The sequence below is a fragment of the Rhodococcus sp. BE178 genome (assembly GCF_050433545.1).
Taxonomy (GTDB): Bacteria; Actinomycetota; Actinomycetes; order Mycobacteriales; family Mycobacteriaceae; genus Prescottella.
This window is the reverse complement of the sequence record NZ_JBNPXA010000014.1, coordinates 11,770-26,989: the sequence shown is the minus strand read 5'-3', so window position 1 is coordinate 26,989 and position 15,220 is coordinate 11,770. Positions and strand designations below refer to the sequence as shown.

Here is a 15,220-nt window from a genome sequence, read left to right as displayed (position 1 = left end):
GCATAGGCTTCGAGTTGTGAACGTGACTGTATTGGTTGGCGGCGTCGGAGGGGCCCGTTTCCTCCAGGGAGTTCGAAGTCTGCTCGGCGGCCTCGACACCGGAGACGCGAATTCCGGCCCTGCGAACGACCATCGGATCACCGCGGTGGTCAATGTCGGAGACGACGTGTGGATGCACGGCCTGCGCATCTGCCCGGACCTCGACACCTGCATGTACACCCTCGGCGGCGGCATCGATCCCGAGCGCGGATGGGGCCACATCGGCGAAACTTGGAATGCGAAAGAGGAACTCGCGGCGTACGGTGCGCAGCCGGATTGGTTCGGCCTGGGCGACCGGGACATCGCGACACACCTCATCCGCAGTCAGATGCTGCGCGCCGGCTACCCGCTCTCGGCGGTCACCGAGGCCCTGTGCAACCGCTGGAAGCCCGGCGTGGCCCTGTTGCCCGTGTCGGACGATCGCAGCGAAACACATGTCGTCGTAACCGATCCCGAAAACCCCACCGGCGAGCAGCAGCGAGCGATCCACTTCCAGGAGTGGTGGGTCCGTTACCGCGCACAGGTTCCCACGCACAGTTTCGCGTATGTCGGTGCGGAACAGGCGAAACCGGCTCCCGGAGTCCTCGAGGCGATCGAGTCCGCGGACGTCGTGCTGCTCGCACCGTCGAATCCGGTCGTCAGCATCGGCGCCATCCTGGCGGTGCCCGGCATCCGCGGCGCGCTGCGGACCACGAAGGCCAAGGTTGTCGGCCTCTCCCCCATCATCGGCGGAAAGCCGTTGCGCGGCATGGCCGATGAGTGCCTCGAGGTGATCGGAGTCGAGACCTCGGCGGAGGCGATCGGCCGCCACTACGGCGCGCGGTCCGGCACGGGCATCCTCGACGGCTGGCTGATCCACTCCACCGACGAGGCCGACGTGCCCGGTGTCGAGGTGCGCAGCGTCCCGCTGCTCATGACCGATCCCGATGCGACCGCCGAGATGGTCCGTGCCGCATTCGACCTGGCCGGAGTGAACTTGTGAACGACGAGTGTCGCGGTAGTGAACTCGTGACGGTGCGTGATCACGGGGCGGGGCGCGCGATCGAGATCCTGCCGGTCCCCGGGCTGCCCGAGTTCCGTCCGGGCGACGACCTGGCCGCGGCGATCGTCGGCGCGGCACCGTGGTTGGCCGACGGCGATGTCCTCGTCGTCACGAGCAAGGTCTTCTCGAAGGTCGAGGGCCGGATCGTCGCGTCGCCCACCGACCCCGAGGAACGAGACGCCGCGCGTCGACGTCTGGTCGACCAGGAGGCGGTGCGGGTGGTGGCCCGCAAGGGACGCACGCTCATCACCGAGAACCGGTTGGGCATCGTGCAGGCCGCGTCGGGGATCGACGGATCGAACGTCGACGGCGCGGAACTCGCCCTGCTGCCGGAGGATCCGGACGGAAGCGCCCGGAGGCTGCGCGAGCAGATCCGGGACCGCCTCGGTGTCGACGTCGCGGTGGTCGTGACGGACACGATGGGTCGCGCGTGGCGGATCGGCCAGATCGACGTCGCGATCGGCGCGTCGGGAGTCCCGGTCCTGCACGCGTATGCCGGCGCGGTCGACGGTCAGGGCAACGAATTGATGGTCACCGAGGTCGCGGTGGCCGACGAGATCGCGGCCGCGGGCGACCTCGTGAAAGGCAAGCTCGGCGGCATGCCGGTCGCGGTGGTCCGTGGGATCAGGCTCGACGACGACGGTTCCGTCGCCGACAAGCTGATCCGCCGCGGTCCGGAGGACCTGTTCTGGCTCGGCACTGAGGAGTCGATGGAACAGGGCCGCCGCGAGGCACTGCTGCTGCGACGGTCGGTGCGCGCGTTCTCCGAGGAGCCGGTGGACCCCGAGGTGCTGCGCGAGTCGGTCGCCGAGGCACTCACGGCGCCCGCGCCGCATCACACGCGTCCGGTACGGTTCGTGTGGCTGCGCACACCCGAGACCCGCAAGCGTGTGCTCGACGCCATGCAGCAGCGCTGGCGGGACGACCTCGCCGCCGACGGGATGAGCGCCGAGCGGATCGAGCGTCGAGTGGGCCGGGGCGACATCCTCTTCCGCGCCCCCGAGGTCGTGATCCCGTTCTGTGTGCCGGACGGTGCGCACGACTACCCGGATGAGCGGCGCACCCGGGCCGAGTCGACGATGTTCACCGTCGCGGTCGGCGCGGCCGTGCAGGGTCTGCTCGTCTCGCTCGCGACCCGCGGCGTCGGGAGCTGCTGGATCGGGTCGACGATCTTCGCGGCCGACACGGTCCGGACCGAGCTCGGTCTGCCGGACGACTGGCAGCCGCTGGGTGCGATCGCCGTCGGACATCCCCTCGAGGCGCTCACGCCGCGCGACCCCGTCGCGCCCGGCGACGCGCTGCTGGAGCTGTAGATGTCGGCACAGTCACTGCACGCGTCGGCGGTGGACTCACTCTGGAACTGGGACACCGATTCCGACGATGCGGAGTCGCTGCGGCACACGATGCTCGCGTTCCTCGATTCCGCACCCGACGGTTGCCTGCGTTCGCATGTGCCCGGGCACATCACGGCCTCGTCGCTGGTGTTGGACGAGGACGGCTCCCACGTCCTGCTGACGCTGCACCCGAGGGTGGGCCGGTGGATCCAGCTGGGCGGGCACTGCGAGCCCGGGGACGGCACCGTCGTCGACTCGGCGCTGCGGGAGGCACGCGAGGAGTCGGGGATCGAGGGGCTACGGATCGATCCGCGGTTGCTGTCGGCGCACACGCACCCCATCACGTGCTCGCTGGGTGTTCCGACGCGCCACCTGGACCTGCGGTTCCTGGTCCGGGCGCCCGGGCCCGCCTCGGCGGTGCCGGCCGTGATCAGCGACGAGTCGCAGGATCTGCGGTGGTGGCCGGTGGCCGACCTGCCCGAGGGGGCCGAGAAGGAGACGATCGACCACCTGGTCCGGTTGGCGGACGGGCGTTGAGCCCGTCCGCCGGCCGGCGGTGAAGCTAGACCAGCAGCTTCGCGGCGGTCGCGGCGACGACTTCGTCGACGCTGATGCCGGGGGCGGTCTCGACCAGGCGCAGGCCCTCGTCGGTGACGTCGAGGACGGCCATGTCAGTGATGATCCGCTGCACGCACGCCTTGCCGGTGAGCGGCAGGGTGCATTCGTCGAGGATCTTCGACTCGCCCTTCTTGGACACGTGCTCCATCATCACGATGACGCGCTTGGCGCCGTGGACGAGGTCCATCGCGCCGCCCATGCCCTTGACCATGTGGCCGGGGATCATCCAGTTGGCGAGATCACCCTTGGCGCTGACCTGCATCGCGCCGAGGACGGCGACGTCCACCTGACCGCCGCGGATCATGCCGAACGACTGCGACGAGTCGAAGTACGACGCGCCCGGCAGGACCGTGATGGTCTCCTTGCCGGCGTTGATGAGCTCGGGGTCCAGTTCGTCCTCGGTGGGGTACGGCCCCACGCCGAGCACACCGTTCTCGGAGTGCAGGACGACGGTGATGTCCTCGGGGATGTAGTTCGGCACCAGCGTCGGCATGCCGATGCCGAGGTTGACGTACTGGCCGTCGGCGAGTTCCTGGGCGACCCGCGCCGCCATCTGCTCGCGGGTCAGCTTCTGCGCAATAGCCTGAGTCATGCTCGTACCGTTCGCTTCTCGATTCCGACAGTGACCTTGCCCACGTGCACGACGCGCTGCACGTGGATGCCCGGGGTGTGGATCTGGTCCGGGTCCAGCTCGCCGGGCTCGACGAGGTGCTCGACCTGCGCGATGGTGATCCGGCCCGACGCGGCGGCCGGGGGGTTGAAGTTGCGGGCGCTGCGGCGGAACACGAGGTTGCCGTGGCGGTCGCCCTTCCATGCGTGGACGAGGGCGTAGTCGGCGGCGATGCCGCGTTCCATCACGTAGGTCTGCCCGTCGAACTCGCGGGTCTCCTTGACCGGGCTCGCGACGGCGATCCCGCCGTTGCCGTCGTAGCGGCGGGGCAGCCCGCCCTCGGCGACCTGGGTGCCGACGCCGGCCGGGGTGAAGAACGCGGGGATGCCGGCGCCGCCGGCGCGCAGCCGCTCGGCGAGCGTGCCCTGCGGCGTCAGCTCCACCTCGAGCTCGCCCGAGAGGTACTGCCTCGCGAACTCCTTGTTGTCGCCCACGTACGAGCTGATGGTCCGGCGGATACGGCCCTTCTCGAGCAGCACACCGAGGCCGAAGCCGTCGGTGCCACAGTTGTTGCTCACCGTCTCGAGATCCGTGGCGCCCTGCTCCAGCAGCGCGTTGATGAGGATCTCCGGCACTCCGACCAGACCGAATCCACCGACGGCGATCGTCGCGCCGTCCGGCACGTCTGCGACGGCCTCGGCCGCTGTGGCAATGACTTTGTCCATCATGCAGGCCAGCATACGACGACTAGTGCGTATTGTGAACCACTGTCCGCATAACGAACACGAGCGCGGCGGATCATTGATTGCGCCACAGAAAGCCACTAGCGTGTTCGCATAGCGTCCTGATGTCCACCTAGCGAACAATCTCGATTCCCCCTCACCCACCGCCCCCACTACGAGGTCGTCACATGCTTCATCTGCCCCCGCAATATCGGCCGGTCAGCACCGGCGTGAATGCCCCGCCGGACTTCGCGGACTACAAGACCACCGGGCTCCGCAGCCCCCGGCAGCCGCTGAAGCTGCTACCGCAGCGACTGGGCGAGCTCACCGGACCGGTGTTCGGCGAGGACCGCGTGCAGCCCGGCGACGCCGACCTGACGATCGCGAACGGCGGCGAGGCCCAGGGCCAGCGGATCGTCGTGCACGGTCGGGTGCTCGACAGCAACGGCAAGCCCGTCCCGAACACGCTGCTCGAGGTGTGGCAGGCCAACGCGGGCGGCCGCTACCGGCACATCGGCGACAACTGGCCCGCGCCGCTCGACCCCCACTTCGACGGCATCGGCCGCTGCGTCACCGACGCCGACGGCCACTACACCTTCACCACGATCAAGCCGGGCGCGTACCCCTGGCGCAACCACGACAACGCGTGGCGGCCGTCGCACATCCACTTCTCGCTGTTCGGTCAGGCGTTCACGCAGCGCCTCGTGACGCAGATGTACTTCCCGGACGATCCGCTGTTCTTCCAGGACCCGATCTACAACGCGGTCCCCGCCGCCGCCCGGCACCGGATGGTCAGCGTCTTCGACTACGACGCGACCGTGGCCGACTGGGCCCTGGGCTTCCGTTTCGACATCGTCCTGCGCGGACGCGACGCCACCCCGTTCGAGGACGACGAGGATCACGATGACTGACACCGCCCCCAAGAACACCGCACCGATCTACGACGTCACCCCGGGCGACTTCACCACCGCCGAGTTCGGCGTCACCCCGTCGCAGACGGTGGGCCCGTACTGGCACATCGGTCTCCCGTGGGCGGACGGCCCGGACGCCGCGCCCGAGGGCGCACCCGGCCGGATCACGCTGCGCATCACCGTCATCGACGGTGATCGCGTGCCGGTCGCCGACGCGATGATCGAGACCTGGCAGGCCGACGCCGTGGGCCGCTTCGCCCACGCCGACGATCCGCGCGGCGCTGCCGAGCCGGTTCCGGCGGGATTTCGGGGCTTCGGCCGTGCCGGGGCCGACGAGACGGGCACCGCAGCGATCCACACCGTCAAGCCGGGACCGCTGCCCGCCGAGAACGACACCGTCGAGGCCCCGCACGTCAACGTGGGCGTGTTCGCCCGCGGCATGCTCGAGCGCCTGTACACCCGGCTGTACTTCCCGGAGGACACCGACACGCACGCCGTCGACCCGGTCCTGACGTCACTGCCCGAGTCGCAGCGGCCGAAGCTGATCGCGCGCAAGACCGACGACGGCTACAGCCTCACGGTCTATGTTCAGGACAGCGATCCCGACGGCGTCGAGACGCCGTTCTTCGAGCTGTGACCAGGAGCATTTCGTGACCCACACCCGCGGTGAACTGTTCGATCCCCTCTTCGGTGCCGGCGGCGAGCCCGCTCTCGCCGAGGAGATCTCGGACCACGCCTGGGTTGTGGCGCTGCTCCAGGTCGAGGCCGCCCTGACCCGGGCGGCCGCGACCGTCGGACTGGTGTCGGCCGAGCACGCGGCGACGGTCACCTCCGTCGCCGCGGCGCTCGGCGCGCCGGACGGGATCGACATCGCCGACCTCGGCCGCAGATCCGCCGCCGGCGGCAATCCCGTGATCCCACTGGTCCGCCTCCTCCGGGCGGCCTGTGCCGCCGAGGGGGTTCCGGCCTCGGCCGTGCACGTGGGCGCCACCAGCCAGGACGTCATGGACTCGGCGCTGATGCTGTTGTCGCGCAGGGCGGGCCGTCGGGTGCTCGCCGATCTGCAGGCGGCGGCGAACGCCGGTGCCGAACTCGCGCGAGCGCACCGCGACACACCGATGGTGGCGCGCACGCTCGGGCAGCAAGCCCTGCCGACCACGTTCGGCGCGCTCGCGGTGTCCTGGTTCACCGGCCTCGACGACGCGACCGCGCAGCTCGAGCGCGCCCTGTCCGCGCTGCCCGTCCAGTTCGGCGGTGCGGCGGGCACTCTCGCGGCCGTCCACCCCCACGGTCTCGCGATGGCCGAGGCCCTCGCGGACGAACTGGGCCTGGCGCGGCAGGTCGTTCCGTGGCACACCACCCGGACCCCGATCGCTGCCCTGGCGTCCGCGCTCGGCGTCGCCGCGGGAGCGATCTCCAAGCCCGCCACCGATATCACCGCGATGGCCTCGACCGAGTTCGGCGAGGTCGCCGAGGACGCACCGGGAGGCTCGTCTGCCATGCCGCACAAGCAGAACCCGGTCGCCGCGATCACGGCTCGCGCCGCCGCCCGGCGGGTGCCGGGACTGGTCGCGACGGTCCTGTCGTCGATGGACCACGAGTTCGCGCGGGCCGCGGGCGCGTGGCACGCCGAATGGGAGACGCTCACCGATCTGCTGCGTCTCACCGGCGGGGCAGCGCATCGGCTGGCCTCGAGCCTCGGCGGACTACGCGTCCACGGCGACGCGATGGCACACAACCTCGATATCACCGGCGGGCTCATCCTCGCCGAACGGGTCACCGGAGCACTGTCCGCGCACACCGACTCGGCGCGCGACATCGTCACCGCCGCAGCGGCTTCCGGAGTCCCGCTCGACCGGGCGCCCCAGATCACGGCCCACCTGTCCGCCGACGAACTGCGCGACCTGCTGGATCCGTCGAACTACCTCGGCCACGCCGACGACCTCGTCGACCGTGCGCTCGCCGCCCGGACCACACAGACCGACCGAACCTTCGGAGGACTCGTATGACCCAGGACGGGCCCTGCGCCCTGCACTACGAACTACACGGCGACCCCGCCGCCCCGCCGGTCCTGCTGCTCGGTTCGCTGGGCTCGGACCTGCACATGTGGGATCCCCAGATCCGTGCGCTGTCGAGCCGCGCCCACGTGATCGCGGTCGACCACCGCGGCCACGGCGGCTCCCCCGCTCCCGCGGGCCCGTACACGATGGCCGATCTCGGCGGCGACGTCATCGCACTGCTCGACACGCTCGGCCTGGACGCGGTGCACTTCGTGGGCCTGTCCCTCGGCGGGGCCGTCGGACAGTGGCTGGCGGCGCACCACCCGCAGCGCGTACAGACGCTCACGGTGATGTGCACGGCCGCGCAGTTCGCCCCGGCCCAGCCGTGGCTCGATCGCGCGGCCGCCGTCCGCGCCGACGGCGTCGCATCCATCGCCGAGTCCGTCGTCGGACGCTGGTTCACCCCCGAACTGGCGCAGCGTGATCCGGAGCTCGTGTCCCGCCACGTCACGATGGTCTCCGGTACCACGAACGAGGGCTACGCCGCGTGCTGCGAGGCGCTGTCCTCGTGGGACGGCCGCGCCGACCTCGCCCGGATCGTCGCGCCCACGCTCGTGATCGCCGCGGGGCAGGACGGCCCGACGCCGCCGTCGGCGCTGCAGTCGATCGCCGACGGCATCGCCGGTGCCGAACTCCACGTCGTGTCCCCCGGCGCGCATCTCGCGAACGTCGAGCAGGCCGGCGCCGTGACCCGGCTGATCGAGGCGCACGTCGCGGGCTCGACGCCGGTGGGTGTGGCCCGCCGCGCGGTGCACGACGTCGGAATGTCGGTGCGCCGCTCGGTCCTCGGCGACGCGCACGTGGACCGCGCGATCGCGGGCAGCACCGCGTTCACCGACCCGTTCCAGGACTTCATCACCCGCACCGCGTGGGGCGACATCTGGGCCCGCGACGGCCTCGACCACCCCACCCGCCGCCTGCTGACGATGGCGATCCTCACCGCGGTCGGCAACGAACACGAACTCGACATGCACATCCGGGCCGCGCTGCGCGCGGGCATGGACCCGGACCTGCTCGTGGAAGTATTCCTCCATACCGCGGTGTACGCGGGTGTGCCGAACAGCAACCGGGCCTTCGCGCTCGGCAAGCAGGCCCTCGCCGACCTGGCGGGTGCCACCGAGGGGAGTACCTGACAGTGAGCAACTCGAGCGGGATCAACTCGAGCGGGAGCAACTCGAGCGCGACCGAACCGACCGCGGCCTCGACGGATTACGTGCAGTCGCTCGCACGCGGCCTGTCCGTCATCCGGGCGTTCGACGCCGAGAACCCGCAGCGCACGCTCAGCGACGTCGCCCGGGCCACCGATCTCACCCGCGCGACGGCCCGTCGGTTCCTGCTCACCCTGGTCGAACTCGGCTACGTCCGCACCGACGGCTCGGTGTTCTGGCTGACCCCCCGGGTCCTCGAACTCGGCTACAGCTACCTGTCGAGCCTGTCTCTGCCCGACATCGCCCGACCGCACCTCGAATCGCTGTCGAACCAGGTCCACGAGTCGACGTCGGTGTCGATCCTCGACGACGGCGACGTCGTGTACGTCGCGCGCCGGCCGGTCAGCCGCATCATGACGGTGTCCATCACGATCGGGACCCGGTTCCCCGCGTTCGCGACGTCGATGGGCCGCGTCCTGTTGGCCGGGCTCGAACCCGCCGACCTCGACGCCTACCTGGACCGCGTCGACCTGACCCCGCTCACCGGCCGCACCATCGCCACCCCCGATGCGTTGCGCGCCGAACTCGACAAGATCCGGGCCGACGGCTACTGCGTGGTCGACCAGGAACTCGAGGAGGGCCTGCGTTCCCTCGCCGCACCGATCCGCGATCGGTCGGGTGCCGTGGTCGCCGCCGTGAACATCTCGACGCAGGCCGCGCGCTACTCCACCGAGGCGGTGTACGACACGCTCGTCCCCGCCGCCGTCGCGACCGCAGAGGCCATCTCGGCCGACCTCGCCCGCACCCAGACTCAATCATCACCGCACCAAGGAAAACGACATGTCTGACGCAGTCATCTGCGAACCGCTCCGCACCCCCGTCGGCCGATTCGGCGGCGTCTTCCGCGACGTTCCCCCCGAGGATCTCGCGGCCACCGTCATCACCGAACTGGTCACCCGCACCGGCATCTCCGGTGCCGACATCGACGACGTGATCCTCGGCCAGTCCTCCCCCGGTGGCGAGGCCCCGGCCATCGGCCGCATCGCGGCCCTCAATGCCGGACTGGGCGTGGACGTTCCGGGTCTGCAGGTGGACCGCCGCTGCGGCTCCGGCCTGCAGGCGATCATCCAGGCAGTGATGCAGGTGCAGTCCGGCGGCAGCGACCTCGTCCTCGCCGGCGGCGTCGAGTCGATGAGCCAGGCCGAGTTCTACGCCACCGGCATGCGGTACGGCGTCCGCGGCGAATCCCTCGCCCTCAACGACCGCCTCGCCCGCGCCCGCGTCACCGCCGGCGGCCGCAACTACCCGGTGCCCGGCGGCATGATCGAGACCGCCGAGAACCTGCGCGCCGAGTTCTCCATCAGCCGCGAGGACCAGGACGCCCTCGCCGTCCAGTCGCACCAGCGCGCCGTCGCCGCACAGCGCGGCGGCATCTTCGCGCAGGAGATCGTCCCCGTGTCGGTGCCGCAGCGCAAGGGCGATCCGCTGGTCGTCGACACCGACGAGCACCCGCGCGCCGACACCAGCGTCGAGTCGCTCGCGAAGCTGCGCCCGATCCGCGGCAAGGTCGACCCCCAGTCCACCGTCACCGCCGGCAACGCCAGCGGCCAGAACGACGGCGCCGCCATCGCCATCGTCACCACGCCGGAGAAGGCGAACGCCCTCGGCCTGCGTCCGCTCGCCCGGCTCGCCAGCTGGGCCGTCGCCGGTGTGCCGCCGCGCACAATGGGCATCGGCCCGGTGCCGTCCACCGAGAAGGCCCTCTCGCGGCTCGGTCTGTCGCTGGCCGACATGGGCGTCATCGAACTCAACGAGGCGTTCGCGGCGCAGGCTCTCGCGGTGACCCGCACGTGGGGTCTCGAGCCCGACGACCCGCGCCTCAACCCCAACGGCTCCGGCATCTCGCTGGGCCACCCCGTCGGCGCCACCGGCGCCCGCATCCTCGCGACACTGCTGCGCGAGATGGACCGTCGCGAGGCCCGCTACGGCCTCGAGACCATGTGCATCGGCGGCGGCCAGGGCCTGGCCGCGGTGTTCGAGCGCCTGGGCTGACCCGAGCCTGACCCGAGCCTGACCCGAGTACGACCTGACTACGACAAGGGCCGGTTCCACCGAATCATTCGGTGGAACCGGCCCTTTCGCGTATGTCAGCCCGCAGTCGCGGCCTTCACGATGTCGTGCATCTCGGCGATCGCCCGCGCGCAGTCGTTCCGCGTGTAGGCCAGCAGTTCGACGTCGGCGGCGGCCGGTTCGTACGAGATGACGTTGCCGCGGCCCTGCACGATGAAGCTGTCGGGCAGCAGCGGATGCTCCTCGTCGCGCTCCTCGATGACCCGGTCGCCACCGGCGGCGTCGACGAGCAACTGGAAGTACTCACGGAAGGTGAGGTTCTGGTCGCCGATCAGGTACGCCTTGCCCGACTCGGCGCGCTGCAGCGCACCCCAGATCGCCTCGGCCAGCGAGCCCGCCGACAGATAGTTGGTGCCGCCCGCGGGCGCGAAGTCCGGAATCTGCGGCTCGTTGCCGGCCGCCCACGAGAACAGCTTGCGGTAGCGCTTGGCCGACACCCCGCTGATCGCGCCGAGGATCGACGGCGGGTTCAGGGTCGAGACGTTGAAGTTGTCGTCGGCCAGCGCGCGGGCGCCCTCGTCGGCCGCCTGGCGCGCCGCGACGTACGGCATCGTCTCGGCGTACTCCGGCCGCAGGTGGTGGTAGTAGCTGCCCACCTGGACGAACCGGGCGACGCCGGCCTCCTTGGCCAGCGCGGCGAACCGCGGCACGCCGCCGGTCTGGGTCTTCTCCCAGAACTCGTCCTCGGCAGCGGCATCTGCGACCCGACCCATGTGCCGGATGTCCTGGCCCGCCGCGAAGACGATGCCCTCGAAGGGCGCCAACTGCGCGGCGGTGAAGGTCTGTTCGGTGTAGTCGCCGAGCAGCACCGGGAACTCGCGCACCGGTGAGTCGTCAGCGAGCGGGTTACGCGCGGCGACGGTGACGTCGTTGCCCTGCTCGCGGAGGTGAAGTGCCGCGTGGGCACCGATCATGCCGGTGCCGCCGACGATCAGGATCTTCATGGAAAGCCTCTTCTGTAGGTGGTGCGGTGCTGCAATTTCCGAACCTACGGAACGTCGACTCCACCACATCACGGCTTTCCCGGACAGCGAGAAATGCGCCGCCCCGGGTTTCGGGGCGGCGCATCGCTGCCGTGCGAATCAGCCCAGCGGGGTGCCCACGTAGTTCTCGGCGATCAGCGTGCGACCGGCGACCGAGCGGGTCACCATGTCGAGTTCGGCGACCTGACGCTTGTGGTCGAAGCCGGACGCGTCGGGCAGGCGGTGCAGCATCGAGGACATCCACCACGAGAAGTGCTGCGTGCGCCAGATCCGCGGCAGCACCGTCTCGGTGTAGCGGTCGATCCGGCCGCGGTTGCCGGTCTCGAAGAACTCGGCCATGCCCTTCGACAGCTCGTACACGTCGGCGACGGCGAGGTTGAGGCCCTTGGCACCGGTCGGCGGCACGGTGTGGGCGGCGTCGCCCGCGAGGAACAGGTTGCCGTGCTGCATCGGCTCGCACACGAAGCTGCGGAACTGCAGGATCGACTTCTCGAAGATCTTGCCGTCCTTGATCTCCGCACCCTCACCGTCGACGCGGGCGTGCAACTCCGACCAGATGCGGTCGTCGGACCAGTTGTCCACCGAATCGTCCGGATCCACCTGGAGGTAGTGGCGCTGGACCTCCTGGGTGCGGGTGCTGATGAGCGCGAATCCGCGCGGGTGGTTGGCGTAGATCAGTTCCTCGGACGACGGCGGCGCCTCGGCGAGGATGCCGAACCACGCGAACGGGTACTGGCGGAAGTGGTCCTGGCGGATGGACGGCTCGGGGATCAGCTTGCGGGTCTTGGTGCGCGAGCCGTCGCAGCCGCCGACGAGCGCACACCCGAGCTTCTGCTCACTGCCGTCCGCGTCGGTGTAGGTGATGTACGGGTTGTCGGTGGTGTGGTCGTGGACCTCGACGTCGGAGACGCCGAACCGGATTTCGCCCCCGTCCGCGATGCGCTTGGCGATGAGGTCCTTGAGGACCTCGTGCTGCGGGTAGACCATGACCGCGCGTCCGTCGGTGAGTTCGTCGAACGCGATCCGGTGGCCGCGGCCGCCGAAGCGCAGTTCGATGCCGTGGTGCTCGAGGCCCTCGGCCTTCAGCCGGTCGCCGAGACCGGTCGCGGTCATCAGGTCGACGGTGTTCTGCTCGAGCACACCGGCACGGATGGTGCCCTCCACCTCTTCCCGGGTGCGCGCCTCGAGAACGACGGACTCGATGCCGCGAAGGTGCAGGAGGTGGGACAGCATCAGTCCGGCCGGGCCGGCGCCGACGATGCCGACCTGAGTGCTCGAGTGGGTCATACGGTTACTCCTCGGTAGATCGTGATGGCCACCACTGTTCCCGCGGCCGATCCGTGGCAACACCTCGACTTTCACTCAGTGAAAGACCAATCCCGTGGGGTCGGAGAGATCTCGGTCACGCCAGGCCGCGTGAGACGCCTCGCGCGGCGGCCCGCAACGCGGGGATGAGAGGGGTCGGATCCGCCGACGCGGCCACCACGACGGAGATCGACGCGGCCACCTCCCCGCCGGCCCTGAAGACCGGAGCGGCGACCGCGAGCGTGCCGATGTTGAGGTGCTCGCGGCACACGATGAAACCCTTGCGGCGGATCTGATCGAGGGTGGATCGCAGTCGATGCTCGGTGGTGATGGTGTTGGGCGTGAATCGCTCGAGCCCGGCAGCGAGCACCTCACCGAGGAGTTCCGTCCCACCGTGCGCGAGCAGAACCAGCCCGCCACTCGATGCGTGCAGCGGCAGCCGACCGCCCGCGCGCCCGACCACAGCGACCGCCCCACGTGCGGAAAGTCGCTCGATATAGAGCGCCTCGAGGCCCTCGCGGACGATCAGTTGGACGTTCTCGTGCGTGGCCTCGTAGAGGTCCTCGAGGTAGGGCATCGCCACCTGCCGGAGGCCGTGCGCCCCGGGCGCGAGGGCGCCGATCTCCCACAACCGGACACCGATCTCGTAGCTGCCGTCGGCAGCGCGTTCGAGCGCGCCGTTGTCCGCCAATTGGATGCACAACCGGTGCACGGTCGGCAACGGCAGACCGGTTCGCCGACTCAGGTCGGACTGCGTCATCCGCGGTCGATCCACAGAGAAGGAATTCAGTATTCGGAACGCCCGACCGAGCATGCTGCGGTCGATCTCGCCTTCGTCGATCACCTGTCCAGTGTGGCCGGACCACACGCCGACGGGGCCACCAACCCACCGGTTCGTGGCTTGACATTCACATGTGACCCACCAAACAATGGCCGAGTTCTGAAATTGAACGGTGGTTCGTATTGCGAACACCTTGGCTTCTGGAGATCGAATGAGCACCATCGAACGACCCGCGACACGCGGTCGCGCCGCGATGTGGGTCGCCCCACTGTGTTGGATCGCCGTCCTTCTCGACGGATTCGATCTCGTGGTCCTGGGTGCAGTCATCCCCTCGCTGCGCGAGTACGGCGACTGGAACCTGAGCACGAGCGCGATCACGACAATCTCGACGTTCGGGCTCGTCGGCATGACGATCGGCGCGCTCGTCATCGGCACCCTCACCGACGTCATCGGACGGCGCCGGGCACTGATCTACGCCGTCGCGGCGTTCTCGATCCTGACCCTGCTGTGCGCGGTCGCCCCGAATCCGTTCATCTTCGGTCTGCTCCGCTTCCTCGCGGGCGTCGGACTGGGTGGCGCACTGCCGACCGCCCTGGCACTGGTCAACGAGTTCTCCAAGAAGCAGGGTGGCGGATCCGCGTCCACGATGCTGATGACCGGGTACCACGTCGGCGCCGTCGCCACCGCGGCCCTGGCCCTCGTGCTCATCGACCCGTTCGGCTGGCACTCGATGTTCGTCGTCGGCGCGGCACCGGCCATCGTGCTGATCCCGCTGATGATCAAGTACCTGCCGGAGTCGCCCTCGTACCTGCTGTCCAAGGGCCGCCGCGAGGAAGCCGAGGCCATCGCGGCACAGTACGGTCTCGCGCTCGAGGCCGCGACGGCCGCCGACGCGCCCGTCGCCACGGCCACCGATCCCGTGAAGACGCTCTTCTCGCCCAAGTTCCTGCGGAACAGCATCGCCATCTGGGTCACGTCGTTCATGGGTCTGCTGCTGGTGTACGGCCTCAACACCTGGCTGCCGACGATCATGCGTGAGGCCGGCTACGAGCTGGGCGCGGCCCTGACCTTCCTGCTGATCCTCAACGCCGGCGCCGTCGTCGGCCTGCTCATCGCGGGCCGCGTCGCCGACAAGGTCGGCCCCCGCACCGCGGCCATCGTGTGGTTCACCGGCGCTGCCATCTTCCTCGCGCTGCTCAGCATCGACGTCGCCGGCGGCATCTACGTGATGGTGTTCCTGGCCGGCTGCTTCGTGTTCAGCGCCCAGGTTCTCGTGTACGCCTTCACCAGCGCCAACCATCCCGCGAACATCCGCGCGACCGCGCTGGGCTGGTCGGCCGGCGTCGGACGCGTCGGCGCGATCTGCGGCCCGATCCTCGGCGGCGCGCTGCTCGGCGCCGGATACGCGGTGCCGTGGGGCTTCTACGCCTTCGCGTTGGTCGGCCTGATCGGCCTGGTTGCGATCTCCTCGACCCGCAACCTCGGTACCGACTGACGGACCTGACATGAGCGAAGGCCGACCGGGATTCCCGGTCGG

The 15,220-nt window shown here is 69.9% G+C and carries 15 protein-coding genes; 10 read left to right on the top strand and 5 right to left on the bottom strand.

Annotated elements, in window-relative coordinates:
- Positions 1 to 16 precede the first annotated feature (16 nt).
- The 3 genes from cofD to J2X34_RS21425 are packed head-to-tail and all read left to right on the top strand — an operon-like array spanning position 17 to position 2,952.
- Entirely contained in the window at positions 17 to 1,021 is a 1,005-nt protein-coding gene (gene cofD, locus J2X34_RS21435; RefSeq protein WP_114721914.1) for a 2-phospho-L-lactate transferase, read from the top strand.
- Complete coding sequence (locus J2X34_RS21430; protein ID WP_258557877.1) at positions 1,018 to 2,394, top strand: coenzyme F420-0:L-glutamate ligase; 1,377 nt, start codon at positions 1,018 to 1,020, stop codon at positions 2,392 to 2,394. The genes cofD and J2X34_RS21430 overlap by 4 nt, the downstream gene beginning before the upstream one ends.
- Entirely contained in the window at positions 2,395 to 2,952 is a 558-nt protein-coding gene (locus J2X34_RS21425; RefSeq protein WP_114721913.1) for an NUDIX hydrolase, read from the top strand.
- A gap of 25 nt (positions 2,953 to 2,977) precedes the next feature.
- Here J2X34_RS21425 and J2X34_RS21420 read toward each other — a convergent pair whose 3' ends face one another.
- Positions 2,978 to 3,625 (bottom strand): CoA transferase subunit B, encoded by a 648-nt coding sequence (locus tag J2X34_RS21420; protein ID WP_114721912.1) that lies wholly within the window; start codon positions 3,623 to 3,625, stop codon positions 2,978 to 2,980.
- Complete coding sequence (locus tag J2X34_RS21415) at positions 3,622 to 4,368, bottom strand: CoA transferase subunit A (protein WP_114722007.1); 747 nt, start codon at positions 4,366 to 4,368, stop codon at positions 3,622 to 3,624. The genes J2X34_RS21420 and J2X34_RS21415 overlap by 4 nt, the downstream gene beginning before the upstream one ends.
- Before the next feature lie 185 nt (positions 4,369 to 4,553).
- On the opposite strand from J2X34_RS21415, the gene pcaH reads away from it, so the two are divergent.
- Genes pcaH through J2X34_RS21385 form a run of 6 tightly spaced genes read left to right on the top strand, consistent with a single transcriptional unit; the run spans position 4,554 to position 10,536 of the window.
- The gene (gene pcaH / locus J2X34_RS21410) at positions 4,554 to 5,276 is read left to right on the top strand and encodes a protocatechuate 3,4-dioxygenase subunit beta (protein ID WP_114721911.1); all 723 of its coding nucleotides are present in this window, start codon (positions 4,554 to 4,556) and stop codon (positions 5,274 to 5,276) included.
- The gene (pcaG, locus tag J2X34_RS21405) at positions 5,269 to 5,913 is read left to right on the top strand and encodes a protocatechuate 3,4-dioxygenase subunit alpha (protein ID WP_429519712.1); all 645 of its coding nucleotides are present in this window, start codon (positions 5,269 to 5,271) and stop codon (positions 5,911 to 5,913) included. The genes pcaH and pcaG overlap by 8 nt, the downstream gene beginning before the upstream one ends.
- 13 nt (positions 5,914 to 5,926) lie before the next feature.
- Positions 5,927 to 7,285, top strand: a complete 1,359-nt coding sequence (pcaB, locus tag J2X34_RS21400; protein ID WP_429519711.1) for a 3-carboxy-cis,cis-muconate cycloisomerase — start codon at positions 5,927 to 5,929, stop codon at positions 7,283 to 7,285.
- Entirely contained in the window at positions 7,282 to 8,469 is a 1,188-nt protein-coding gene (pcaD, locus tag J2X34_RS21395; RefSeq protein WP_429519709.1) for a 3-oxoadipate enol-lactonase, read from the top strand. Before pcaB ends, pcaD begins: the two co-directional genes overlap by 4 nt.
- Positions 8,470 to 8,489: 20 nt before the next feature.
- Positions 8,490 to 9,332 carry an IclR family transcriptional regulator gene (locus tag J2X34_RS21390; RefSeq protein ID WP_429519833.1) on the top strand — a complete coding sequence of 281 codons (843 nt, stop codon included), beginning with the start codon at positions 8,490 to 8,492 and terminating at the stop codon, positions 9,330 to 9,332.
- On the top strand, positions 9,325 to 10,536 hold the full coding sequence (locus J2X34_RS21385; RefSeq protein ID WP_429519707.1) for an acetyl-CoA C-acetyltransferase: 1,212 nt from the start codon (positions 9,325 to 9,327) through the stop codon (positions 10,534 to 10,536). Before J2X34_RS21390 ends, J2X34_RS21385 begins: the two co-directional genes overlap by 8 nt.
- 95 nt (positions 10,537 to 10,631) lie before the next feature.
- On the opposite strand, the gene J2X34_RS21380 is transcribed toward J2X34_RS21385, so the two are convergent.
- The 3 genes from J2X34_RS21380 to J2X34_RS21370 form a co-directional block, all read right to left on the bottom strand.
- The gene (locus tag J2X34_RS21380; RefSeq protein ID WP_114721905.1) at positions 10,632 to 11,558 is read right to left on the bottom strand and encodes an NAD-dependent epimerase/dehydratase family protein; all 927 of its coding nucleotides are present in this window, start codon (positions 11,556 to 11,558) and stop codon (positions 10,632 to 10,634) included.
- Positions 11,559 to 11,696: 138 nt separating this feature from the next.
- Positions 11,697 to 12,884, bottom strand: a complete 1,188-nt coding sequence (locus J2X34_RS21375) for a 4-hydroxybenzoate 3-monooxygenase (RefSeq protein ID WP_429519705.1) — start codon at positions 12,882 to 12,884, stop codon at positions 11,697 to 11,699.
- A 115-nt stretch (positions 12,885 to 12,999) separates the two neighbouring features.
- Complete coding sequence (locus J2X34_RS21370) at positions 13,000 to 13,716, bottom strand: IclR family transcriptional regulator (protein ID WP_429519832.1); 717 nt, start codon at positions 13,714 to 13,716, stop codon at positions 13,000 to 13,002.
- 178 nt (positions 13,717 to 13,894) lie between these two features.
- Here J2X34_RS21370 and J2X34_RS21365 point away from each other — a divergent pair, with 178 nt between their 5' ends.
- A complete protein-coding gene (locus tag J2X34_RS21365) occupies positions 13,895 to 15,178 on the top strand; it encodes an MFS transporter (protein ID WP_114721903.1) in 1,284 nt (427 codons plus the stop codon).
- Positions 15,179 to 15,220: the final 42 nt, after the last annotated feature.